The organism is Moorella naiadis (nom. illeg.) (assembly GCF_051020825.1).
GTDB lineage: Bacteria > Bacillota > DSM-521 > Neomoorellales > Neomoorellaceae > Neomoorella > Neomoorella naiadis.
Map to the genome: position 1 here is coordinate 60,001 of NZ_JAXGFQ010000002.1, position 23,915 is coordinate 83,915.

The following is a 23,915-nucleotide window of genomic DNA, read 5'->3' on the forward strand; positions in this document are numbered from 1 at the left end:
CGTAAACCGTCATAGTTTTATCTCTTCGACTTCAATAAGCCGGGCCGCATCAGGCCTGGCCGGCGCTGGTTTGCTTGCCTTGCTCTGGATGAGGTCAGCTTTCAATTCCTCCACAAAATCACTCACAGTCTTGGTTGACGGCGAGTGAAGATCGGGAGGCGTGGGCCAGGGTTCCTGCTCCAACATCTTCTTTTCAGCAAGAGTTAGCAGGTGGGCATGGTTGGTTAAAGTGGCCACCTGGCCGCGCCGGAAAATTACCGATTTGCCGAAGGGTAGTTTTAAAAAGACGTTGGGGTGGATATGGTAGGTTTCAACTTGCGAATGGCTCTCGCCCTGGGTCAAGTGCTTCCCGTTCCAGACGTTCAACCAGGCTGCCTGGCTTCGGCTGGTGCTTTCGCTGCTGACTTCCAGGAGGACATGGCCGCTGCGCCGGGCAAAATACTCAGCGTCAGCCGGGTCCTCAACATTGAAAACGATCTTGGTGGCAGTATTGGTGGTGATGACGTTAGCGAAATCCCGGGACACCGCCGCCAGGTCCCCCAGGGCCTGGTTGGCCAGGACCAGGCCATAACCGGCGCTACGTACCTTAGCCACAATATTGCGGAAGGCGTCACAGGCCATATTCTGGAACTCGTCAATAGCTATTACGGTTATAGGGTCGCCTTCATTACGGTAAACAGCTTGGGCTTGGAGGTCCATAGCGATCATCTTCCCCAGGGCGCTGCTAACAGTAGGGGTAATGGCGCTGCGAAGGTCAAAATAGCAAACCTCTCCCCGCTGCATCACCTCACCCAGGTCAATATCCGGGCTGGGGTTGTTAATCTGCTTCCATTCCCCATAGGGCGTTAAAGCAGCCGTTAACCCCTTCAATTGGTTCTCGTTAACCTCCTTTCCGGTTAAGGTTTCAAGCAGGCGCGGGCTTTCCAGCAGCTGCTGAATATCCTTGAGGGTATAAGCGACTTTTTCATCTTCCAGCCGCTGGAGCAGCGGGATGAAAAATGATTGCTGGACATAGGAGTAAAACTTAGCCTCGCCCTCAAAAATAAGCTCCAGGGCGATCATTACCCTTTCCACCTTGGAGATGACAGAGCCGCTGGCCAGGGGGTTGTAAGTGCTGGTGGCCAGCCGGGGGTGCAGGGTAAAAAAGTGAAATTTTTTACCTGCCGCCCGGGCCTCCCTGGCCAGGAGCTTAACCGCCTGCTCGTCCCCCTTAAAGTCAATGCAAATAACCGGCAAGCCCTGGCGGATAGCCTGGATGCAGATCGGCAGCACAGCCAGGCTGGTCTTGCCGGTCCCGCTGCCTCCAAGGATATGGATGTGTTCTTTCAACTTCACCATAGGAATGGTCACCGGCCGCCGGCGGTCGTCCAGGCCCAGGAAAATTTCTTTGCGCCGGCTGCGGTCAAGATGTTTTTTGAGGCTAAACTTTAAGGGGTTCATATGCAGGCTGATAATATCCCGGTTCTCGCTTCTTTTCTTCCCACTGTTGAATTTCAAGGCGCTCAATAGCCCCTCAAAATACTGGGCTAATGATAACTTCCGGACCAACCGCGAAAGGAGTACGGTTGCCGCTATTAACCCATTAAGTCCGATCCACCAAGAACGTACTTCGGGCTGGGAGAGGTGGCCGCCCAGCCAGGCTCTGGCGGCTGCCAGCGGGTGATGGAAGTACCACCAGGCCGAAGCGTAATTGGGGTGCCCGTGCAGCCCCCCGGCAAGCCATTTGTAGGCGGCGGCGAAGATGGCCGCCACGGGGCCGAGCAGCCATACATCGGCAAGAATAATGGCCACCCCTATAACAGTTATGATTAAAATTTGGGATGCTTTTTTCATGGCAATTTCCCTCTCAAAAAATTATTTGGCCTTTCTTACAAAATGTGGTATTATGGCTTAGAGGTGTTAATCATGATACCGGAAGTCCAGGAATGGCTGGCTCAGGCTGAATATGATTTTTCCGCTGCTGAAGCCATGTTTAATCACCTCAAATTTCTGGGAATATTGGATGCCATAGGGCCGCATGCCCGTTACCCCAAAGACCTGCAGGCAGCCCTCAAGGCATATTTAAGGAAAGTTGCTAAGGACTATCTTGCCAGGACCAGGGAGGTGCTAGAATGCCTCAAAAACGACCCGATATTGAAGCCATAATCCAGAACTTCGCCGATGCCCTTAAACAACAAGGCCTTAAGGTGGATAAGATAATTCTCTTCGGCTCCCAGGCCAGGGGTGATGCCCGGGAGGATAGCGATATAGACCTGCTGGTCGTCTCCCCCGACTTTGCGAAAATGCCTTTCCACCGGCGTTTTGAAGTCCTGGGTGCGGCTATTGCCAGGGTAAGGGAACCCATTGAACCTTTAGCCTGCATACCAGAGGAAATGCAGGTGGAAAAATTAAGCAAAGCCAGTTTCCTTTATGACATTCTCGCCCGGCAGAAAACCGTTGAATACCAGCTGTAAACAAAAGCAGCAGGCGCACTATAGCGTTCCTGCTGCGATTTTATACAAGCCGGTATAATTCCCGGTACTTGTCATATCCGCTGCTATGCAGTGGAGGCCCTGGAGATGGCCTTTTCTTTTTAGGCTTCACCGGCCCCGGCAGGTGCCGATAGTCTTCCCGGCAGGCCTCCAGCAGCCAGCCTACCGCATTCCGCTTTTCCTTTCCCTGATCGAGCAAGGCTATTTTAGCCGACACATAATCCAAGGGATACCTGGCCAACTCGCTTGCTGCCTCCGCCGGCAGAGGATGGCCTGTTGTTGCAGCAAAATCTGTCTGAATTTTGCCGCTGATTTCCCCTACAACAACATTAGTAGTCTCTGTATAGTAATCTCTGTAGAGACCGGAAACCCTTGGAGCGCAAGGTTTTGAGGGCTCTGCCGCGAACAAAATGACCTGATCGTTCGGGTCATTTTGACCCGAACGGGTGGTGGCATCATCGATCAGGTCGTTTTGGCCTAATCGGGATGCGCTGCCGATTGGGTCAGTTTGACCTGTTCGTAAAGCAGGGCTTAGTATGTCTGCGTTATTCCCTTGATTGCCCCCGTCACCATGGCCGCCTTTATCGCCGTTTATTTGGCATTTATCATCAGCCGGAACTTCATATAGTTTCCCGTAGTTAATCGTATACCACTTGGTGTGATCCATGCTGCTTTTGTTCATTTGCCTCGTCTCTATTACCCCCATATTCTCCAGCCTTTTGATGATGCGTTTCACTTTGGTTTCAGACATAAAGGGCATTTGTTCCCGCCACTTAGGAACCGAGTTGTAAACCCAGTACTTGCCGTCAACTAAATTATCCGACCTTTGCAGCCAGTAGTGCAGCTGCTGCAAGAAAACAGCTTCTTCTAAACCATATTTGACCGCCAGCGATGGCAGGACCACCAGCGGTGGTTCGTCAAGTAATAACTGGGTATACCTTGGTTGCTGGGCCACCTTTATCCCTCCCGCGTAAAAGAAAAACACCGGCGTTATCACGCCGATGCTCTGTTTCAATCCTCGCCCGGCATGGGAGCCGGGCGCAATTTGCTTCTGAGTTACCATGCTACTCTTTGTAATCGAGTTGTCATTCTCGATGCACCGAGCAGCATAGGTGGCCAGTTTGGTACCCTTCGCTTTATTATAAGTATTAATCGCTTTTATGAGACCAACAGTCCCAATGGATATCAAATCCTCAGTATCCTCACCGGTGTGTTCGAACTTCTTGGTTATGTGGGCCACCAGGCGCAGGTTATGCTCGATTAAAACATTACGGGCCTGCTGATCACCCCGCTGCCAGAGTTCCAGGTATTTTTGCTCTTCTTCCTCAGATAAGGGTTGGGGAAAGGCGTTATTGGTGATGTAGGACAGAAGGAGACTAAGGCCCTTCAAAACCGAAATGGCTACCAGGGCGAGAAAACCGGCTTCCACATTATTACCCCCCGGGAAGGATGGCTTTACCTTTTATATATATGGAAGCCCGGTGCGAATGGTGCTTGCCAAAAATAAATATTTCTCCTGGATCTGCTTCATTCCTAGCCAGGCCGATTTTGAAGGCCGGTCCCACAAAAAATTCCCCTTGCATAGGCAGAACCTTTCTGCTATACTGTTAATAAGGCCGGATGCAGGTGATTGCCGGTGTTACCACCATAATATTTGCGTACTCGGAAAATGAGGGACGCTTTTTATTTGCAACCCTACATCCGGCCATCTAGAAGCGCCATTGCGTTAAGGCGGAGCTTACCCGGCTCCGCCTTATTTTTGCTGCTGCAGCATTAGGTTTGGGCCAGCCAGGGGGATCGCTCCTCAGTAACGTTGGCCGGATATCCAGAATAAACTACAGTATAACTAACAAGATAGGGGGAAGCTAGATGGCCGAGGAGAAAAACTTTTTCGCCCCGAAAAAAGCCAGCCAGGAGAGCGGGATGGGGTTTACGTTCCCCGGTGGTAATTTCGCCTTTATCCTCTTCCTGATCTTGATCCTCCTTTTCATGGGCGATAATTAGCAGCAGCATTTGCACCAGTAACCTTTTAACGGGCGGAAGTATATATTAATTGCTGGAAGTAATTTCCAATAGAGAAACCAAGAGAAGGGTTATCATGGGCGGTTTTGGTTTTGGACCCGGTTTCTTTGGCAACTGGGGTTTCATCCTGTTCTTAATCCTCATCCTGTTGTTTTTGGGTAACTAGTAACAGGGAGCCCTGGAGGGCTGTCGTTGGTAGAACGGCAGCCCTTTTTCTATATATGATGTTGTAAAAATGCTAACAGCTGCCAATATTTACGCGGATAAAGGGCACGCTACCTACCTCCAGGGCATATACTAATTTGCAAGCCATTTGCGAGGAGGTTACTTTTATGCGTTTTGGCCTCGCCCTGGGAGGTGGGGGACTCAAAGGGGCTGCCCATCTGGGGGTCCTGCGCGTCCTGGAAGAGAACAGCCTGAAACCCGACCTCATCGTCGGCACCAGCGCTGGTTCCATCGCTGCCGCCATTTATGGCGCCGGCCTCCTGCCGGCTGTCAATTCCATGACCCACCTGCCCTTTTTTAACGCCTTCAGCCTAGAAAACTACCGGTTAACCGGCTTACCCCTGGGGTTACTTAACGGTGGTACCATCGAAGGAATGCTCAAACGGACCATTGGCAACCGTCATCTCTCCGAAATGCAGCCTTTAACAGCAGCCGTTACCTGCGACCTGGTAACTGGGGAAACAGTTATTTACACCAGCGCCCGGCCTGTCCAGCCCCTACCACCGGACTTCGCCATCGGCGGCGACGTGCCCGCCTGGCAGGCCGTCCGGGCGAGCATCTCCATCCCGGCCCTTTTTGCCCCTTACAAAATAGGTTCCCGTTTCCTGGTGGATGGTGGCCTGACGGATAATGTGCCGGCCGATATTGCCCGTTACCTGGGCGCCGATACTGTCATCGCCGTTGACCTGGGCTGTGGCATCCCTAACCGCAACTTCCATCACGCCGGTGAAGTCCTCCTCCAGAGTCTGGATATCATCAGCCAGCGTAACACCTCCCTGACCCTGCGCCTCTATGCCGATCTAGTCCTGAAACCCATTAAAAAACCTATCGGCTCCTGGGATGTCAGCCAGTTCAGCAACCTGGTGACCGCCGGGGATGAGGAAGCCAGGCAACGGCTACCAGAAATTCGCCGCTTGCTGGGACGTTAAAAAAGCCGGCTCCCGCTAAAGGAGCCGGCTTTTCGCCAGGGAACAGCTCATATCCTGAGTTGACAGCATGTCTTACTATTTAGTTCAGCCATAAGATCCCCCGCCTTGCCTTCCGGTACAATGATTGTCAGGTGGTCACCGTCCAGAAGACGCGTGTTACCCCGGGGAATTATTTCCCTGGAACCCCTGTTGACAGCCACCAGGAGGCAATCCTGGGGCAATGCCAGGTCCTTTACCTGGCAACCGCAGGCACGGGAACCGCTTTCCACCACCGTCTCTGCTACCAGCATTTTATCTTCATTGATAGGTATGATATTATCTTCCCGCTTGCCTTTAGTTAAATCACGCTCCAGAAGCACTTCATAAACCGGCAGGCTACCCAGGGCCTCGGCCATGAGATAGGCAACCAGGCAGGCTATGAGCAGGGGCAACATATGCTGGTAATTACCAGTCAACTCGATTATGAGGATAATCCCGGTAAGGGGCGAGCGGACAATGGCGACAAAATACGCCGCCATCCCGGCGACAGCAAAGGAAGGAACTGCCATCCGAAGGACGGGAAAAAACAAGCTTCCCACCTGCCCCACCAGGGAGCCCAGCAAGGCGCCCAGGACGAGGAGGGGTAAAAATATGCCGCCCGGGACGCCGGCACTATAACTTACCATAGTTAAGCCAAACTTGGTGGCAAAGATGAGGGGAATAAGGATCAGGACTACCCGCCCAGCCAGAACATCCTGAGCCAGCATGTGGCCGCCGCCTAAAACAGTGGGTAAAAAATACCCTACCAGGCCGGCCAAAAACGCAACCACCATCACGCGCATCCAGCGGGGGTAGCGGGCGAAGCGGTCAGCGAAATCCAGGCTTACCAGCAGGCCCTGATTAAATGCCGCCCCCAGGACACCGGCCAGGGCACCCAAAACAACGAACAGGGGTAAAGCTGCCAGGGGTAAAGCCGTTAATGAATCGGTAACCCTGAAAGTAGGCAGCGGCCCTAGTATCCTCTGGGTGATCAAGTCAGCGATAATACTGGCTACTAGGGTTCCGATCAAGACGTAAGGAGAAAAATTACGCCGCAACTCTTCCACAACAAAAACAACCCCCGCCAGGGGGGCATTGAAGGCCGCTGCCAGCCCTGCTCCGGCCCCGCAGGCGATTAACTGCAGCTCTTCAGTTTTGGACCTCAGCAGGCTCTTGCTCACCGCCTGGCCGGCGGCAGCTCCCATTTGCACCGTCGGGCCTTCCCGGCCCAGGGACAACCCAGCACCAATGGCCAGGGCGCCAGCGATAAACTTCACCGGGATCACCCGCCACCACATCAACCGGCGTTGCCTGCTCAGGACAGCCTCGACATGGGGAATACCGCTCCCGGCCGTTTCCGGGGCGAAGCCAGTCAGCCAGCCAGCAAAAGCTCCGGCCAAACCACCCAGTCCGGGTAGTACCAGCCATCCCCAGGCGGGTAGCGATCGGGCCCACATTAGAAGGTTATAGCGCCATGCTTCTCCTTCCGTCAGAGCCAGGCGAAAGGCAACCCCCATTACCCCGGCCACAATTCCTACCAGAGCGCTGCGAAGAAAAAAGCCGATTAAATAATCATGACGTTTAACTAGTAAACGATTAGATATCGATCCTTCGCTAGATAAAATTGCCGCATCTCTCACTGTTCTCTTTACGCCTACCTTAAAAATTGTAGTACGATGTAGGATGTTGACGGTGGGAAGCTGGTATAAACTAGCTCCAACAGTTCTGGAAGGGCAGCCAGCCGCGCTGCCATTCCCCTCTTCTAGCGGTGCTACTGGGTGGCAGGTAAGTCTACCTTGAATGTAACCGCCATCACCTATGATTATAGCATAACTTTTCCTTTTATTGAACAATCCGGTGTGATCCGACCCCAACCAGTTCATTCTTTCTTTTCCCCCGCCCGGATTTTATTAACACATTTCGCCAGGGCTTTTAAAAAGCCGCCCGGCCCCTCTCCTTATCCGCTAGTTCTAGTGTACAGCTTTTCAGGTGCACCCTGCGAACCTGCACCAAGTTTACAGTTAAATCAAAACCCTTATCATGCGGTCGCGTCTTCAGAGGCCACTAACCAGGTAGAGGCCAACCTCACCGGCTCCACAGGTTACCCGAATCCGCACGCATATCATCCATCTTTAGTTTGAAGCAGGGGTAGGACATACCCCTGCTTCAAAAATTCTTCTAACATTTATTACGCTGGTTAATTCACGCCCCGGTGGTAAAGCTACTATCACCAGTCGTAATTCCCGGCGGCACAGGTTTGGGCAGGCTCCGCAGCAAAAGGGCGCCTAGACCGGCCAGCAGGGACATTAGAGCACCAGTTAAAAATACCGGTGACCAGCCGCTCATCTGGGCCACCAAGGCGGCCACAAAACCGCCGACGATGCCGCTGACTCCCTTGGCGCTATAAATAAAACCGTAGTTGGTAGCAGCATAGGTAGTGCCGAAGATATCGGCATTGACGGCCGGGAAAAGAGCAAAAAGCTCCCCCCAGGTAAACATGATCAGGGCAAACAAGAAAACAAACATAAAAGCATTATGACCAATTAGCGGGACCAGGGCCATGGCCACAGCATTGATGGTAAAAGCGACGAACATGGTGTTATAACGTCCCAATTTGTCAGAGATCATGCCCCAGATGATCCGGCCGGCGCCATTGGCAATGGTATTGATGGTAGCCGCGACGACAATAATGTTGGCGGCAATACCGGCTTCTTTGCCAAAGGGCTTGGTCTGGGCGGTAACAATCATGCCGCCAGTACAGATAAACAGAAACATCAGGTAAATCAACCAGAAGTGGGCTGTCTTAAACATTTCTACCGTAGTAAAATCCCGGCGCCCGGCAGTTGCCTGCGCTCCAGCCTTGGGGGCATTATTTTGGGAAGCCTTCGGCGGGAACCGCATCATCTGGGCGGCAATCAAGGCAATAATACCCTGAATAATTCCCGTAGTTACGAAGGCGGAATTATAACCCTGCTTTTTTAATATTATCGCGATAAAGGGTATAAACAGCGCCGCGCCGGAACCAAAGGCAGCCGCCACCAGGCCGGAAGCCATCCCTCGTTTGGAGGCTTCAAACCACCGTACGCCGGCCGCGATGGAACCGCTGTAAATAAAAGCCGCCCCAATTCCGGCCAGGGCATAAAGGACGTATAGAGCCGTCAGGGATTGGGCCAGCCCCATTCCGCCCCAGCCAATACCAATCATCAAGGCCGCGATGGTCAAGAGCACTCGTGGGCTATACCGGTCGATAAAATAGCCGGCAACCGGCTGCCCCCAGCTTTCAAAGGCGATAAAGAGGGAGAAACCAAGCTGCACTGCCGCTTTTGTCGCGTTAAATCCCTTCATTACTTGTGGTACAAAGAGGGTCCAGGCGTATTGCAGGTTGGCAATCATAATCATGCCAATAATGGCCAGCACCAGTTGCGTCCATTTGTTACCAATAAAAGGGCCATATGTTTCCTTGGGGTCAAGGATATTTTTCGACGGCTCGAGAGCCATGATACCAAACCTCCCAAAAAATTTTGTTTTAATTCATGGGTTTGTCTTTCTCTACTATTGCGTCATATTTCGTTATAAATAATTAAGTATATTTGGGAGGTGGAATGATTATTAGATTTCCTCTGCTACAATTAAGTGAGCAACAATTTCGACACAATCTGCTATTCTTCTCAGTCACTACAACGAAAAACATCATGCCCTAACCTAAAATATGAACTAAAGAAATACTAGCAAATGATAAAGCACAAGCAACATCATGAAATATTCCTACCCCCAGAGCGCCAATAACCCCGGGGGTAGGCAGGTATTTAAGCGCTGGTAGCTACCACCGGCACGGTGATGCCGACCTCGGCACAGCGGGCGTCGACGAAGGCCTGCATCTTGGCGATATGCTCGGGTTTCAAGTGACTGAAGCGGCCCTGGAGTTTCAGGTACTCGCTCACAGGCTTGCGCTTGTCGACTTTAACCGACAGCTTGTATTCACCGTTTTCGTATTCGTAAAGCTGGTACATCCCCGTTTGGACGGCCAGTTTAGCCATTTCGATGGTCTTGTCGGCCGGGAACTGCCAACCCTTAGGACAGGGAGCATGGATGTGGAGATACGCCGGACCCTCCTGGTTGAGACCCTTACGGACCTTGTTCATCAGGTCCACCGGCCAGCCGATGGAGGCTGTAGCCACATACTTCAGGGCCGGATGACCGTGGGCGATAAGCTTGGGGTTATCCTTGGGAAAGAGTTTCTTGCCTTCGGGCACCACCGGACCTGAAGGGGTAAAGGTCGTCACCGCACCATAGGGGGTCGTCGGTGAGGTCTGGATACCCGTATTGGCGTAGGACTCGTTATCGTAACAGATAAAGAGGACGTCATGCCCCCGGTAGAGCATGGCTGACAGGGCCTGGAGGCCGATGTCCACAGCGCCGCCGTCACCGGCCATGACGATAATGTTCGGGAACTCGGCGTCGGTCTTCTTCTTGCGAATCAAGGCCTTGAAAGCGGCCTCGATACCCGAACCTACAGCACCGCCGTTGGTAATCTGAGCATGGATCCAGGGTACCCGCCAAGGACCGCAGCCGTAACTGGTGTTAGCCACGTACATACAACCTGTGGGACCGATGAAGATGGTGTTGGGGCCGGCGGCCTTGGCTACCAGGCGGTAGTTGAGGGCCGGGCCGCAACCGGCACAGGTGCGGTGTCCGGGGACATAGTATTCCTCGTCAGGGGCCTTTTTAATCGATGCAATCCGATCCAGCATTATTACTTTCCCTCCTTCCAGGCAGACTATTATAATTCAAAGGGGATCCAGTAAGCGGTCTGTTCCACTTTACCGGTCTTGGCAATCTCCTGCAACTTCTGGAACATGCGGTAGAACTCGTCGTGGGTGACGACCTCGCCGCCCAGCCCGGCGACAAAGCCCACGGTTTTTACCTTATCACCATAGTCATAGAGGGCCGTCCGCAGTTCGGAGAGGAGGACACCACTATTGCCGGCGATGCCGAAGTTGGCGGAGACATCCAGGACGCCGATGGCCTTAAATTTCGCCAGGCGCTCTTTTAGCTGTTCCGTCGGGAAGGGCCGGAAGGTCCGCAACCTGGCGACGCCGACCTTTTCGCCCAAGTTGCGCAGGCGATTGGCTACGGCTTTGGCTGTCTCCAGGTGGGCACCCTGGCCGAAGATTACCACCTCAGCGTCGTCAGTTAAATATTCGTCCAGATAAGGATCATACTTGCGGCCGAAGATGCGGCCGAATTCATCGCAGACCTCCTCCAGCACCTTATGCACACCCCTGATGGCCTGGTAGCGCTGGTACTGCAGGGGCGGTCCCATGGCCGGCTCAATTTGGGCGCCGATAATCTGCGGTTTCCTGGGATCCAGAACATGATGGTTCTTATAGGGGGGCAGGAACTCCTTCACCTGGGCCTCGTCGGGAATTTCCACCCGGCCCAGGATATGGCTGACAAAGTAGCCGTCCAGGCAGGCATACTGGGGTAACAGAACCCGCGGGTCTTCCCCTACTCGGTAGTAGATGAGGGTGTTATCCAGGGCTTCCTGGGGGGTAGAGGCCCAGCCCTGGATCCAGCCCTGGTCCCGGCAGCACTCGGCGTCAGTATGTTCTTCCCCGAAGTCACCCGGGGGATCCAGGGTGCGGTCGGCGATGGCCATTTGCACCGGCAACCGTTCACCGGAGATGGGTGAATAAACTTCCATAGCATACATGACGCCGACGCCAGAACTACCGGTGAAGACCCGCGCTCCAGAAGCCGAAGCGCCATAGACAACACTCAGTTGGGCGTGCTCACCTTCACCATGAACAAACTCGGCATCCAGTTCGCCATCGGCCACCATCCGCGAGAGTTCCGACATAATGCCCGTATAAGGGCGGATGGGATAGGAACAAATCACGTCAACATCAGCCAGGCGTACACCCTGGGCTACAGCCACACAACCGGAGATATTCTTTACTTTACCCATGCTATTCACCTCCTGGCTAAGTTAATCTTTAAAGTCTAATTCCGGCACGTTGGTCAGGGCATTGCTGGGGCAGACCGCCGTGCAGAGGCCACAGCCCTTGCAATACTTCAGGTTAAAGACCGGCCCGTCATCAGTCCTGGTGATGCAGGAATCCGGGCACGAAATCCAGCAGGTATAACACTCGGTGCAGACCTCCCGGTCAATAACCGGCCGCTGGAGGCGCCAATTGCCGGTTATCATGCCCTCATTTTCGGAGACCGGTGATGGGACCGTCCCGGCAAAGGGCATCTGGCGCAGTAACTCCGTGGCCGATACAGCCACTTCTTCTACTGCCGCGTGGGGTGGTAGCTGGCGCACCTGGGCTTCGGCAAAACCGCGCCGCATAGCGGCCGGGTTTTTGACCACACTGGCCAGGTTCTCAATATCCACAATCCCGGTGGCCTTCACTACCGCGCCGGCTATGGGGGCCGCGATACCGGCGCCAATGCCGGTGGCATCGGTGGCACCCTCAGCCCCGGAAAGGGTCATAACAGCACTGGCCATGCTGTTGGCATCGACCGTTACAATCTGGGCCAGGTTCCCGGTATCCCCCAGGAAATCCAGGATGGTATCGCTGGAGCGTTTGGTATTGACCACCAGGGTGCTGCCGGGACGGATACCCTTCAGGACGGGTACCCCCTTAATCAATGCTTCTTCTACGACCACAACGATATCCGGGGTCTCGTTTTCATAGACGTACTTGCTCTCAATGGGATCGCTGCTGATACGGGCATAGGCCCGAACCGGGACATAGATCCTGTCGGGAAGGTCAACATAGTTCTCCCAGGCCTGGACATACTTGCCTTCTTTGGCGGCCGCTTCGGTCAGAGCGACAACGATATCACGGGCGTCCTTATTCATGACCACGCCCCGGGCCCAAACAGTAATCTGTTTGAGATTGGGTTCGGCAAAGAGATCTTTCGTGGACAACTTAACCTTCCTCCTTTCTGGCCAATCAGTGTTTTCCTCCGTCCGGCTCCCGGATATTCCGGCAGCCCCCAGGTAAGAGTAATTGCCCTCCCCGGGCCTATTCCAGGGACCACATCAGCTCCTGTTGGGAAGTTCCCTTTGGTTTCTTGTTTTCCTCACCTCCCGACCCGGACCATTACCCCGGCATTAGGATTATTCCAGACGGGGCGCAGGGTTGGATTATCCGCCCCGGTCCGTGCTTGATGCTTTTCGGCCTGGATCTCGGCCAGAGCCTGCTCCAGGTGCCTAGTTTTGATCCAGCCTTTTTGACCACTACCGGTCGTCAGGATCTCAGTAATAGCCAGTAATGCTGCTCGCTTACACAGGGCTTCTATCTCCGACCCTACCAGACCCTCGGCCGCCAGGGCAAGGGCGTCCAGATTAAGGTCCGGCTCCACCGGGCGGTTGCGGAGATAGACATGGAAAATCTCCTTCCGGGCCTCCTGATCTGGATAGGGGAAGACCAGGATTTGATCGAACCGGCCCGGCCGAAGCACCGCCGGATCAATCATATCGCTTCGGTTGGTGGCACCCAGGACTATGACCTCCCGCAGGTCTTCCAACCCATCTAACTCTATTAAGAACTGGGAGACCAGGCGACTGCCGACACTGCTACCCTCGCCGCCCTTCCGGGCCGGAACCAGGGCGTCGAGTTCATCGAAAAAGAGAAGGCAGGGAGAGGCCTGGCGGGCTTTGCGAAAAACTTCATGGAGGGTCTTTTCCGCCTCCCCCCACCAATGGGAAAAGAGGAGGGAACTATTGACCGGTATAAAATTGATCCCACTTTCCCTGGCCAGGGCGCGGGCAACCAGGGTCTTACCCGTTCCCGGGGGTCCGGAAAGGAGAATGCCGCGGGGGCATTGCAGTGCAAACTGCCGGAAAATCTCGGGGTATTGCAAGGGCCACTCAACCAAGGCCCGCAGGCGCTCCTTAATCTCGTCCAGGCCACCGATGTCCTGCCAGGTAGCGTCAGGGATCTCTATGGCGAATTCCCTGGTAGCCGAGGGCTCGACTTCCGCCAGGGCGTCGAGGAAATCCCGCATACTCACCTGGAGTTCCAGGTCATCCAGATGGTCATTACCCAGCTGAAAGTTGGCCAGACCCCGGCGCAGGGCGTACATGCCGGCTTCACGGCAGAGGGCGGCCAGGTCGGCGCCGATAAACCCGTGGGTGATGGCTGCCAGCCGGTCCAGGGAGACATCATCCGCCAGGGACATGCCCCGGGTGTGGATCTGCAGGATCTCCCGGCGGCCCCTTTGATCAGGTACGTTAATGGCTATTTCCCGGTCAAAACGCCCTGGTCGCCGTAGGGCCGGGTCGACCAGGTCGGGTATATTTGTGGCGGCAATCACAATTACATGACCGCGGGACTCCAACCCGTCCATTAAGGCCAGCAGCTGGGCAACCACCCGTTTTTCCACATCGCCGTGGACATCGGCTCGGCGGGGAGCCAGGGCATCGATTTCATCCAGGAAGATAATACTGGGCGCCTTCTTCCGGGCTTCATCAAAGACCTGGCGCAGGCGGGCTTCGCTCTCGCCGTAGTATTTATGCATGATCTCCGGCCCATTGACGTGAATAAAGTGGGCCTCTGTCTCTGAAGCTACGGCCCGGGCAATCAGGGTTTTACCTGTACCGGGAGCGCCGTGCATCAGGATGCCCTTGGGGGCCTCGAACCCCAGGCGCTGGAAGAGTTGCGGGTATTTTAATGGTAGTTCGATAATTTCCCGTACCCGGCGGACTTCCTTGGCCAGGCCGCCAATATCCTCGTAGGTTACCTTGGGGCCTTGACCTTCGGTTGTTTCTCCGCCCTTAAAGCGTACCGCCGTATCCCGGGTAATAATTACCGCCCCCCGGGGTGCCGCTCCCTCAACGGTAAAGGCTTCATCGTTACCGCTGAACTGGGGAATGGTCACCTGATCCCCCGGGACTACGGCCCGGCCTATCAGGTGCTTTTTCAAGTAAACAATCTCGTGGTCGCCGCCCAGAGTCCAGCCGGGCAGGACCGGAGCCAGGACCACAGTCCGGGCCGCCTGCCAATCCGTGGGGGTAAGGGTCACGCCTTCACCGATGCTGACCCCGGCGTTTTGTCGCTGGAGGCCGTCCATCTGGATGTTCCCCGGCGGGCAACCATCCTGAAAGGCGGGCATCACCCGAGCGACGGTCTGGCGCTTACCGGTAATGGCGACGACATCATGGGGCTGCAAACCCAATTCTTCCATTACCTGACTCAACACCCGCACTATCCCTTTGCGGGCGTCTTCTATCATGCCCTCACAGACACGAAGTTTAACGGCCTGCTCTTCCGGCATAAAGCACAGCTCCTTCATCAAGGCCTTGCGGTATACGGTATACCTTATCTTGACATAAAAATTATATTTTACTCACCGTAGATCTATCTGCTCTATCGCCAAGCCCTTTCAGGCAAACATAAGATTTATTGTTTTGGAGTTATCTTTCGTTCCCCTGGTTATCCTTCGATTTTTGGTATACCTTGTTTGCTTGTTAAAAATTATTCGACGTCTCTTCTAGGATTCCTGCTGGTTCCCAGCAACTTTTTCGTTAAATAATGGTATTTTTTTGATCCCTTAAAGCCACCTGGACAAAATAGGCATGGCGGGAGTTTTCAATATGCTGCCGGGCCAGGCGCTCGGCTTTCTCGCCATCACCTCTACTGAGGGCCTCCAGGAGTTCCCGGTGCTCCCTGGTGGCGGCCCGCACCCGGCCGGGGACACAGTATCCCAATTTAGTAAAGCCGACAATATAATCGACCAGGTTATTAATCATCTGGTGCAGGCGCGGGCTCTCGGCGGCGTTCCAGATAATCTCATTGAATTCCAGATGCAATTCCTGAAGACCTTCCTGGTCGTCGTTTTCGCAGGCCCTTTCCATGGCGCCGACAATATCGTTTAATTTCCTCAATTGGACCGGGTTGATATGTTCCGCCGCCAGCCGGGCCGCCAACCCCTCCAGGACGGCGCGGATGCTGTAGACCTCAAAGGCTTCCCGGGATGACATGCGCGCCACCACTACTCCCCGGCGGGGCTGATGCTCAACCAAGCCCTCCAACTCAAGTTTACGGATGGCTTCCCGAACCGGGGTCCGGCTGACCCCCAATTGCCGGGCTATTTTACGTTCCACCAAGCGCGTCCCCGGTTCCAGGCGCCCGGTAAGGATTGCTTCCCGTAAAGCCTGGTAGGCTTCCTGGCGCACTTGCTGGTAATTGTCCAGGTTGATGGGTTCAAGCAAGCTTTCCATAGGTGTGACCTCCCTGAGTTTATTGCTGTAGAGAATGCCGCCAGCCCTTTAACGAAGGTAAGTAAAGAGACTGTTGTTGGGATACCTTAACATAAAATTAGCACATTTATATCTTGATTGCAAGGGTGAAATAAACCGCAACACCACTTTACTATAGGCATACAAACTACTCCACTGTATTTCCTGTTTCGATATTGGTTCGATATTGGAATGAAGGTAAATGGCTAATCACAAATGGCCAGGACCGTAATAAGTTTTACGGGCCCCAACGGCACTCCTAACTCTGTTTGACAGGGATCCTGCCAGTTGTTAAAATAAAGCCGTGCAGTAAGGTTAAAGACAGGAATTAAGGAAAGGAATAGATAGCAATGCCAGTTTATGAGTTTCGCTGCTTGGAATGCGGCCAGCTCCTGGAAAAAAGGTTCACCAGCTTTAACGAGAAGATTGAACTTTGCTGTCCCCACTGTCAATCCTCTTCCCTGGAACGGGTTATCAGTAAGGTTAACTTTATCACGCGTTCCGGTAGCAGCCGCTCTCAACCGGCGCTAACGACCAAATCCTGCCAACCGGGGAGCAACTGTATGACCCTGGATATCCCCGGTGCTGATGAATAATGGCGCCGCTGGCAGGACAAGAGCCTGTCCGGGAGCCCACCTGTCCCTTCTGCGGCCTGCCCGTTGAACGCCCGCGGCAACTGGCGACCCATCGCCCCGGCGAGATGCCCGTCGGGGCCTGCACCTGCGGCGCCGTGTACGCCTGCGACGTTACCGGGCATAACCAGGGAGCCGCTTTTAGCGAAGCCTTGGTCTTCGGCTGCAACCAGGACTGGGACCTGGCCTGGGAACTGTTGCCGGACGAGGATTACCTGGTAAAAACAGTAGAAAATTATGATTACGCGACCCATCTCATTATCCCGGGCCGTTCCCAGGCCGGCCGCCGGATTACCGGCATCCTTTATTTCATTCGCTTACAACCGGATATCCGGGAGGTAACAGCGCCCGGGGTGCAGGAGAAATTAAAGCAAGCTGCCACCCTTCCCCATCAGGAAGAGAAGAATCAGGGGCATTCCCCTGGTGACAGGAAGTATACCAAAAGGGAAATTGCCGGTTTGGTCAGGGACTACCGCGTAGCCACCTTGCTTAATATTGCCCGGCAGGACCGGCGGGTTATTAACGATCTCCAGCGGCTTCTCTATGCAACTGAAGAACTACTGCGCCTGCGGGCGGCCGATATTTTGGGCCAGGTCGCGGCCATTATAGCGGTCAGGGACCCGCAGATTATTGCCAACCTCCTCCAGCGGCTCCTGGCCTCAGTCAGCGATCCCGGGGCCGCCGGCTGGGGAGCCGTTGACGCCCTGGGGGAGATTATTGCCAATACGCCAACCGTCTATGCCGGTTATATCCCCCAGTTATATGCCTTCCTGGAGGATCCTCTCCTTCGTTCCCGGGCATTGCGGGCCCTGAGCCTGATTGCCCGGGTTAAACCGGAACTCCTGCAGGGAGCTGCCCTGCATTTTTTAGCCTACCTGCAGGATAAGGACCCGGAGGCCAGGGGCTATGCTGCCGTGCTCCTGGGCTGTCTGGGCACGGAAGCAGCCCGGGAGGATCTAAAATGCCTGGTCAATGATGACCAGGCAATAGACGTCTATCAAGAGGGTATTATCAGGAAAAAAACTGTCGGCGAACTGGCCGCTGCAGCCCTGGCCGGGATGGGGGGTTAATTTTGGCGGTAGAGTTGGAGTTGGCGCAAAAACTCGGGGTGGACTTTAAAACCCAGTTCTTGCGCCCGGTCGACATGCTGGATGGCCCGGTCGTAGTCGCCGTTGAGATAATAGGCATAGGCCAGGTTATTATGGCCCAGGGCGAAATCCGGGGCAATTTCCAGGAGCTTCCGGCCGTTAGCGATGGCTTTTTCCAGTTCGCCTTTCTGGAGGTAGGCGTTGACCAGGTTGTTCCAGGCCTGCACGACCCGCGGGTTTAAGGCCAGGGCCTTCTCCAGGGCGGCGATGGCTGCATCTGTCTTCCCCATCTGGGCGTAGGCGAAACCCAGGTTGGCGTAACCCCGGGCATAGCGGGGTTCAATGGCAATGGCCTGCTGGTTAGCCTCGACTACCTTCGCCAGTTCTCCCAGCTGAAAGTAAATATAACCCAGGTTCACATAAGCTTCAAACATTCGGCCGCTATTGGCAATGGCCTCCTCAAAGGCGGCAATAGCCTCCGAATATCTCCCTTGCTCCATGTAGGAAACTCCCAGGTTATACTGGGCACTGGCGCAACCAGGGTTCTCCGTCAGCCGCGCCTTTTGCTCCCCGATAAAATCCTCAAAATCCTGGGGACCCTGCATAACAACCACCCTTCTTTTGGCGGGTTAAAGCTAAAGAGAGGCCGCCCGGTACTAAGAGGCTGCCTCTCTTTCTCATATTCGTTAGCGGCGAACCGCCACCACGGGCGGCTCCCCTTTACTCGTCCTCGGTAATACCCCGGCCCTTTAAGCCGTACATGGTGGTACTTCCGGTGGAGAAGTAGATTAGTTTCTCTTCGTTGACCAGTTCGGTAGCGGCCTTCTTAATCTCCCGGGCTTTAGCTTCCGGGAATTTCTCCTGAACGGCGCGCTCCAGGTCTTTAAAGTAGAACTTGCTCTTCTTGCTAGCGGCGGCAAACTCCAGAATCGCTGCCTTGAGCTCTTCCATCATGGTTATTACCCCTTTCCCTCAGGGAGGTCTAGTCGTCAATACCCCCCGCTGCCCGGGATACTTCCCAGGCTTTACCGGTAAACTTGAACTGGGTGCTGGTCCGGTAGGTGTCGTAGGCCAGGCGGTAGTCATCGATAAGGTGTTCAGTAAAGGGCAGATCGCATTTCTCGAAGAACTTCTCCCAGCCGATCCGCTCAGCCCAATCACCAATACGTTCGTACTTGCGGGCGTCGCTGGCGTAGGCCACAATTATCTTCTTGACGGCATCCACCACTTCGGGGAACCGCGGGAAGTTGTTGGGCAACCAGGGTACGACGACCTTGGAGAACTTGGGTTCGCTGATGCGGTTGGAGATCTTGCCGCCGGCCAGGATAGTTACGCCGTCGCCTTCTTTATCAGCCAAGGGCAAGGCCGGGCACATGGTGTAACAGTTGCCGCAGAACATGCACCGTTCTTCTTTAATTTTAACTGATTTGCGGCCGTCCTCCGTCTTGGCCGGCGAGATGGCACCCACCGGGCAGGCAGCAATGGCCAAGGGGATTTCGCAGATAGAATCAATATTATCATCAACAATAGGCGGTTTGCGGTGAATGCCCAGGAGGGCTATATCCGAGCAGTGGACGGCACCGCACATATTCAGGCAGCAGGCCATGGAAATACGCACATGGGCCGGCAGGGTCATGCCGGTGAAATAGTCCATCAGCTCATCCATAACCGCCTTGACCATAGAGGAAGCATCGGTGGCCGGGGTATGGCAGTGGATATACCCCTGGGTGTGGACGATGTTGGTCACCCCGGCCCCTGTGCCGCCGATGGGGAATTTGTAACTCCCGGAGATATACTTCCGGCTTAAAAGGTCCTGTTTCAGCTCCTGGACCTTCTCATAACTTGTTACCATAAATTCGATATTATTCCGGGTGGTAAAGCGGACATAGCCGTCGCAATACTTGTCGGCGATATCGCAGATTTCCCGGATATGCTCGGCCGACATCAACCGGGAACCGCCACAGCGGACGGTAAAAACCTTATCTCCGGTCGCGGAGACGTGCACCAGGATCCCCGGTTCTAGGATGTCGTGATAGGCCCACTTACCATAGTTCTGCTGGATAACCGGAGGAAAATTACTCCAGAAGTGCCGGGGTCCGATATCGGTAATCCTGTTTTCCGTTGGTTTCTCCGGGTTGTACTTGCCCAAGCGTCCTTGTGATAGTGCCATGAATATAACCCCCTATCTCTTATGCCGCTGCCGGTAATCTTTGATATCGCGTTTCCAGCCGCCGGGTACGTCTTCTTCCTTCCAGAAGATGTAGGGGTTGGTACGCGGGTGGCGCACCATCTGCGGGGCGGCCGGTACACCGATTACTTCCAGGAATTGCGGCAGGCCCTTACGCTGGATGAGTTCGCCCAGGCGCTCGCGGTTCTTGCCTTCTTCCATCCACCAATCCCAGACCTTCTCAATTAGTTCCTTCAGATTATCATAGGGCGGCTCGACCTTCATGAAGGGTATCGTTAATGTTGCCAACTGGGCACCCTCCAGAATCGGTGCCTTGGCCCCAAAAAGAACGCTGACGCCGGTGTCGGCACCCGGCCGCAGGGCCCGGGGCATAACATTGATACAGTGCATGCAACGGTTGCATTCGCTGTTATTGATCTTCAATTGGCCGTCTTCCAGGGCCATACAGCCGGTCGGGCAGAGGTCGATGACCTCTTTTAGAATATCAAATTTACCCCAGTCGCGGCCGCTATGGGCACCGCCATTGGGTTGAATATCCCCGGCCATATAGGCCCGGACGGCATCCTGATCGATGCGGATGTCGTCCCGCCAGGTACCGATCAGAGACATATCGGCGCGGGCGATGGAGGCCACGCAGCCGTTGGGGCAACCGTCAATCTTAAACTTAAACTTATAAGGGAAGGCCGGGCGATGTAATTCGTCCTGGTAATGGGTCGTTAATTCATAGCATAGATCCTGGGTATCAATACAGGCAAACTCGCACCTGGCCTTACCGAGGCAGCAGGAAGGCGTCCGCAAGTTAGAACCGGAACCGCCCAGGTCCTGATCCAATTCGTGGGTCAGGTCGTAGAAAAGCGGCTCTAATTGTTCAGTGGAAGTCCCCAGGAGGATGATGTCGCCGGTAGAACCATGCATATTGAACATGCCGCTGCCCCGATATTCCCACAAGTCAGCCATAGCCCGCAGAAAGTCGGTTTTATAAAACTTGCTGGCCGGCTGGTTGACCCGCAGGGTGTGGAACTGGGCTACGGCAGGGAATTTTTCCGGTACGTCGGAATAACGACCGATGACGCCGCCGCCGTAACCGAAAACGCCGACGATACCGCCATGTTTCCAGTGGGTTTCCCCGTCTTCAAAGGATAACTCCAGCTGGCCGAGCAAATCATCTACTACGTCCTTAGGAATCATTACCCGGTCGTCAGGCAATTTTTTGCGGTGCAGAGCCTCCTGTTTAGCATCGGCGACGAAACTGGGCCAGGGTCCCTTCTCTAACTCGTCCAATTTGGGAGTATCATGTTTGAGCTTCAGGTTTTTTAGTTCCTCGTCGGTGTAGTTATGGATTTCGGCATCAGAGTAGATACGGAGCTCGTCATACTTTAAATCTTTCTGGGGCCGCTTGGGCTTGAACTCCATTGACAATACCTCCTTGATTAGTGAATCGCCTGATCAGTGGCAAAGACAACCCATTACCTTTAGTTTTAAGCGCTTATCGCCTCCCTCCGAAAATAGCCTTCTGGTAAAAATAGCATCTTTGACAAAGGATACTCCGTACCGATCCCCATCCCGGTCACCGCCGCCGCGCCGCTGCTTCGCGTAAAGTCCTGCGCTTCGAATCAAGTCGCCTTCCGCCTGCATTCGCCAGCCCTTGCTTCAACCTACATTTTCGGCAGAAATAAACTTGTGAAAGCTCTTTTTAGAACGCTTACGCTAAACTTAGCACACACTGTATCAGGTGTCAAGTTGTTTTAAACAAAACGAAAATGAATCCATAAATTACGAATGATAGATCCCACCTGACAATCAGTATTAACCCCTCCGTTTACCCGCCGGGTAACTTACTCAACCAACCTGGACGCTAAAACTAATCGCGTACAGGACTATTCCTTCTCTAACGGTAAACCAGCAAGTTTCATTTTGTCCCTGAATTCTTCCTCGTACTCGGCATAGGTATGGACCGGTACCGGGTAATTCCACGGGTTGATATGCCGGTATGCCCGGCTGTTATTGGCCAGGTTGCGGGTCGGGCTGAGGAAGACCCCGCCCATGTGCATCAATTTGCTGAAGGGGAAGTAAGCCCCCAGGACGCCGACGCAAAACAGGTGGATATAAAAGAGCAGGCCGACCTCGCCCGGGGCCCTGGGGTGCAGGGTGACCAGCCCCATGGCCAATTCCTTTACCGCGGTAATATCCACCCGGTAAAAGTAACGCATCAACACCCCGGAAAAGGCCACGGTAAAGATGAGCATCAGGGGGAAATAGTCGGCCGGCAGAGAGATGTAGCGCACCTGGGGGAACATGACCCGCCGCAGGAAGAGATAAGTTACTGCCACCAGGATGCCGATATCCGTCAGGTAGAGGGCGCGTACCCCCACCCGTAAAAAGCCGTCCAGACCTTCCAGGAAGGGTATAAACCCGGGTACCGGTTCGGTGAAAAAGCGCAGGTGGCGTAGAAAAATAAGGAAAAAGGACCAGTGAAAGACCAGAGCCGCCAGCCAGAGCCACTTCTCCCAGTGATAAGTCAGCTTGGGACCCTCATGGAGCTCGAATTTCGTATTCCGGAACAGAGAACGGAAAAATAGAACCTCCAGGGCCATCCGTACGACCACCCCGGCCGGCATCGAGGGATTATCAAATTTACTGTCTTTAATCCATGGTAGAGACTTCTGCTGCCCGGCTGTCGTCGGGATATGAAAAGGTACGGGCGCCCGGGCCCACTTGATGATGCGATAAATGATACCCAGTAAGAAAGTAGCAAGCGCCAGATAAGGTATAACTACCCCAAAGAAGTAGTACAGGTGCAGGACTCCTGTACCCAGAATTACAATTAAAAGCAGCGCGGCCATTACCAGTAACGATAGGGTGATGCCCATCTACCGCTCCCCCATTTCGTGAAATGCTCCCCTAGTTACATCGCGTCTTCTTTGACTGCAATGGCGATTTTATAGAGAATGGTAAGAATTAAAGCGCCAATGGCCCAGATACCCAGGGTAATCAATATCTCCAGGGGGGTGGGCCAGTATTCCGTCACCTGGTCGAAGGCGTTAGGGATAAAACCGCCGATGACCAGGCCGATGCCCTTTTCCAGCCACATGGAGATAAAGACCGCCCCACAGGCCACCATCAAGGTCGTCTCCCGGGTCCGGGTGCGGGGATTAATTAGTAAGATCAGGGCGATAACGGCCAGGATGGCAAACAGCCACATCAAGGGCACCAGTTTGCTGTGACCGTCCAGACCAGCAAAGAGATAGATAAGGGTATTCATCCCATGAGCCGGCACCTGGCTATAAAAGGCAGTGAAGAACTCCAGGCCGATAAAGAAAACGCTGATAATCATAGCATAGGTGACGATGGCCGCCAGTTTGTTAATGGCCTCCCGGCCGGGATCAAACTGGCTGAAGCGCCGGATGACGAAACATAGGAGGATGAGTAGAGCCGGCCCGGAGGCAAAGGCCGAGGCCAGGAATCGAGCGGCCATAATGGCTGTCAGCCAGTAATGACGACCCGGCAGGCCGGCGTAAAGGAAGGCCGTCACCGTATGAATACTCACGGCCCAGGGAATAGAGATGTAGATTAAAACCTTAACCCATGATGGCGGCGCTACCGTTTTGTACTCCGCCTCCAGCATGGTCCAGCCGATGACGATGTTGAGCAGGAGGTAACCACTCAGGACCACCATGTCCCAGAAGAGAATGGAGTTAGGTGTCGGGTAAAGGATCATATTCAGCAGGCGCATCGGTTTCCCCAGGTCAACGAAGACGAATAATAAGCACATGATGATTGCGGCTACGGCCAGGAACTCGCCCAAGATGGTAATGCGGCCGAAGGCTTTGACATTATGCAGGTAGTACGGCAGCACCAGCATGACCGCTGAGGCGGCCACGCCCACCAGGAAGGTCAGCTGGCCGATATAGAGCCCCCAGGAGACGTCCCGGCTCATCCCCGTGATAGTCAGACCCAAGTTGAATTGGACCAGGTAGCAGGCGAAACCGGTGGCGGCGAGGACCAGCAGGAGGGTGATCCAGCTCCAGTACCTGCGGCCGCCGCTAAAGGCCTTGGCGATCATCTAGCTCTCGCTCCTCCGTACTTGGAT

20 protein-coding genes and 1 pseudogene are annotated in these 23,915 nt (G+C 54.3%); 6 read left to right on the forward strand and 15 right to left on the reverse strand.

The genetic code is table 11. The features are described from left to right. Window positions 1–9: 9 nt before the first annotated feature. A complete protein-coding gene (locus tag SDD30_RS01640) occupies window positions 10–1,833 on the reverse strand; it encodes a type IV secretory system conjugative DNA transfer family protein (RefSeq protein ID WP_434073193.1) in 1,824 nt (607 codons plus the stop codon). Between the two features lie 72 nt (window positions 1,834–1,905). Here SDD30_RS01640 and SDD30_RS01645 point away from each other — a divergent pair, with 72 nt between their 5' ends. Both SDD30_RS01645 and SDD30_RS01650 read left to right on the forward strand, forming a co-directional pair. Beyond that, on the forward strand, window positions 1,906–2,145 hold the full coding sequence (locus SDD30_RS01645; RefSeq protein WP_434073194.1) for a hypothetical protein: 240 nt from the start codon (window positions 1,906–1,908) through the stop codon (window positions 2,143–2,145). Beyond that, the gene (locus tag SDD30_RS01650) at window positions 2,112–2,453 is read left to right on the forward strand and encodes a nucleotidyltransferase domain-containing protein (RefSeq protein WP_434073195.1); all 342 of its coding nucleotides are present in this window, start codon (window positions 2,112–2,114) and stop codon (window positions 2,451–2,453) included. The genes SDD30_RS01645 and SDD30_RS01650 overlap by 34 nt, the downstream gene beginning before the upstream one ends. A gap of 1,102 nt (window positions 2,454–3,555) precedes the next feature. On the opposite strand, the pseudogene SDD30_RS01655 reads toward SDD30_RS01650, so the two are convergent. Further along, window positions 3,556–3,900 (reverse strand): annotated as a pseudogene (locus tag SDD30_RS01655) (sigma factor); the annotation flags it as partial. Window positions 3,901–4,340: 440 nt separating this feature from the next. Here SDD30_RS01655 and SDD30_RS01660 point away from each other — a divergent pair. Together SDD30_RS01660 and SDD30_RS01665 are read left to right on the forward strand one after the other, a co-directional pair. After that, window positions 4,341–4,475, forward strand: a complete 135-nt coding sequence (locus SDD30_RS01660) for a hypothetical protein (protein ID WP_434073196.1) — start codon at window positions 4,341–4,343, stop codon at window positions 4,473–4,475. 350 nt (window positions 4,476–4,825) lie between these two features. Further along, window positions 4,826–5,647 carry a patatin-like phospholipase family protein gene (locus tag SDD30_RS01665; RefSeq protein ID WP_434073197.1) on the forward strand — a complete coding sequence of 274 codons (822 nt, stop codon included), beginning with the start codon at window positions 4,826–4,828 and terminating at the stop codon, window positions 5,645–5,647. A gap of 47 nt (window positions 5,648–5,694) precedes the next feature. Here SDD30_RS01665 and clcA read toward each other — a convergent pair whose 3' ends face one another. From clcA to SDD30_RS01700, 7 genes are all read right to left on the reverse strand, one after another. Then, complete coding sequence (gene clcA / locus SDD30_RS01670; protein ID WP_434073198.1) at window positions 5,695–7,305, reverse strand: H(+)/Cl(-) exchange transporter ClcA; 1,611 nt, start codon at window positions 7,303–7,305, stop codon at window positions 5,695–5,697. Window positions 7,306–7,867: 562 nt separating this feature from the next. Continuing rightward, on the reverse strand, window positions 7,868–9,163 hold the full coding sequence (gene oxlT / locus SDD30_RS01675) for an oxalate/formate MFS antiporter (RefSeq protein ID WP_434073199.1): 1,296 nt from the start codon (window positions 9,161–9,163) through the stop codon (window positions 7,868–7,870). Window positions 9,164–9,471: 308 nt separating this feature from the next. Continuing rightward, on the reverse strand, window positions 9,472–10,416 hold the full coding sequence (locus SDD30_RS01680; RefSeq protein ID WP_434073200.1) for an oxalate oxidoreductase subunit beta: 945 nt from the start codon (window positions 10,414–10,416) through the stop codon (window positions 9,472–9,474). Between the two features lie 29 nt (window positions 10,417–10,445). Beyond that, window positions 10,446–11,633, reverse strand: a complete 1,188-nt coding sequence (locus SDD30_RS01685; protein WP_434073201.1) for an oxalate oxidoreductase subunit alpha — start codon at window positions 11,631–11,633, stop codon at window positions 10,446–10,448. Window positions 11,634–11,654: 21 nt separating this feature from the next. Next, window positions 11,655–12,602: an oxalate oxidoreductase subunit delta gene (locus SDD30_RS01690; RefSeq protein WP_434073202.1), complete on the reverse strand. Its 948-nt coding sequence runs from the start codon at window positions 12,600–12,602 to the stop codon at window positions 11,655–11,657. Window positions 12,603–12,757: 155 nt separating this feature from the next. Further along, on the reverse strand, window positions 12,758–14,953 hold the full coding sequence (locus SDD30_RS01695; RefSeq protein WP_434073203.1) for a CDC48 family AAA ATPase: 2,196 nt from the start codon (window positions 14,951–14,953) through the stop codon (window positions 12,758–12,760). 250 nt (window positions 14,954–15,203) lie between these two features. Then, window positions 15,204–15,899, reverse strand: a complete 696-nt coding sequence (locus SDD30_RS01700) for a GntR family transcriptional regulator (protein WP_434073204.1) — start codon at window positions 15,897–15,899, stop codon at window positions 15,204–15,206. A 368-nt stretch (window positions 15,900–16,267) separates the two neighbouring features. Between SDD30_RS01700 and SDD30_RS01705 the strand changes: the two genes are divergently transcribed. Both SDD30_RS01705 and SDD30_RS01710 read left to right on the forward strand, forming a co-directional pair. Further along, window positions 16,268–16,513 carry an FmdB family zinc ribbon protein gene (locus tag SDD30_RS01705; RefSeq protein ID WP_434073205.1) on the forward strand — a complete coding sequence of 82 codons (246 nt, stop codon included), beginning with the start codon at window positions 16,268–16,270 and terminating at the stop codon, window positions 16,511–16,513. Beyond that, window positions 16,513–17,619, forward strand: a complete 1,107-nt coding sequence (locus tag SDD30_RS01710; RefSeq protein ID WP_434073206.1) for a DVU0298 family protein — start codon at window positions 16,513–16,515, stop codon at window positions 17,617–17,619. The genes SDD30_RS01705 and SDD30_RS01710 overlap by 1 nt, the downstream gene beginning before the upstream one ends. Here the strand turns inward: SDD30_RS01710 and SDD30_RS01715 are convergent. The 6 genes from SDD30_RS01715 to dsrP all read right to left on the reverse strand — a co-directional run bounded on the left by SDD30_RS01715 (window position 17,616) and on the right by dsrP (window position 23,888). Then, the gene (locus tag SDD30_RS01715) at window positions 17,616–18,242 is read right to left on the reverse strand and encodes a tetratricopeptide repeat protein (RefSeq protein ID WP_434073207.1); all 627 of its coding nucleotides are present in this window, start codon (window positions 18,240–18,242) and stop codon (window positions 17,616–17,618) included. The genes SDD30_RS01710 and SDD30_RS01715 overlap by 4 nt on opposite strands. Before the next feature lie 115 nt (window positions 18,243–18,357). Then, entirely contained in the window at window positions 18,358–18,588 is a 231-nt protein-coding gene (locus tag SDD30_RS01720) for a dissimilatory sulfite reductase D family protein (protein ID WP_434073330.1), read from the reverse strand. 31 nt (window positions 18,589–18,619) lie between these two features. Then, the gene (dsrB, locus tag SDD30_RS01725; RefSeq protein WP_434073208.1) at window positions 18,620–19,807 is read right to left on the reverse strand and encodes a dissimilatory-type sulfite reductase subunit beta; all 1,188 of its coding nucleotides are present in this window, start codon (window positions 19,805–19,807) and stop codon (window positions 18,620–18,622) included. Between the two features lie 12 nt (window positions 19,808–19,819). Then, window positions 19,820–21,238 carry a dissimilatory-type sulfite reductase subunit alpha gene (dsrA, locus tag SDD30_RS01730; protein ID WP_434073209.1) on the reverse strand — a complete coding sequence of 473 codons (1,419 nt, stop codon included), beginning with the start codon at window positions 21,236–21,238 and terminating at the stop codon, window positions 19,820–19,822. A 464-nt stretch (window positions 21,239–21,702) separates the two neighbouring features. Further along, window positions 21,703–22,695, reverse strand: coding sequence for a sulfate reduction electron transfer complex DsrMKJOP subunit DsrM (dsrM, locus tag SDD30_RS01735; RefSeq protein ID WP_434073210.1), 993 nt, complete (start codon window positions 22,693–22,695; stop codon window positions 21,703–21,705). A 35-nt stretch (window positions 22,696–22,730) separates the two neighbouring features. Next, a complete protein-coding gene (gene dsrP, locus SDD30_RS01740; protein WP_434073211.1) occupies window positions 22,731–23,888 on the reverse strand; it encodes a sulfate reduction electron transfer complex DsrMKJOP subunit DsrP in 1,158 nt (385 codons plus the stop codon). Window positions 23,889–23,915: the final 27 nt, after the last annotated feature.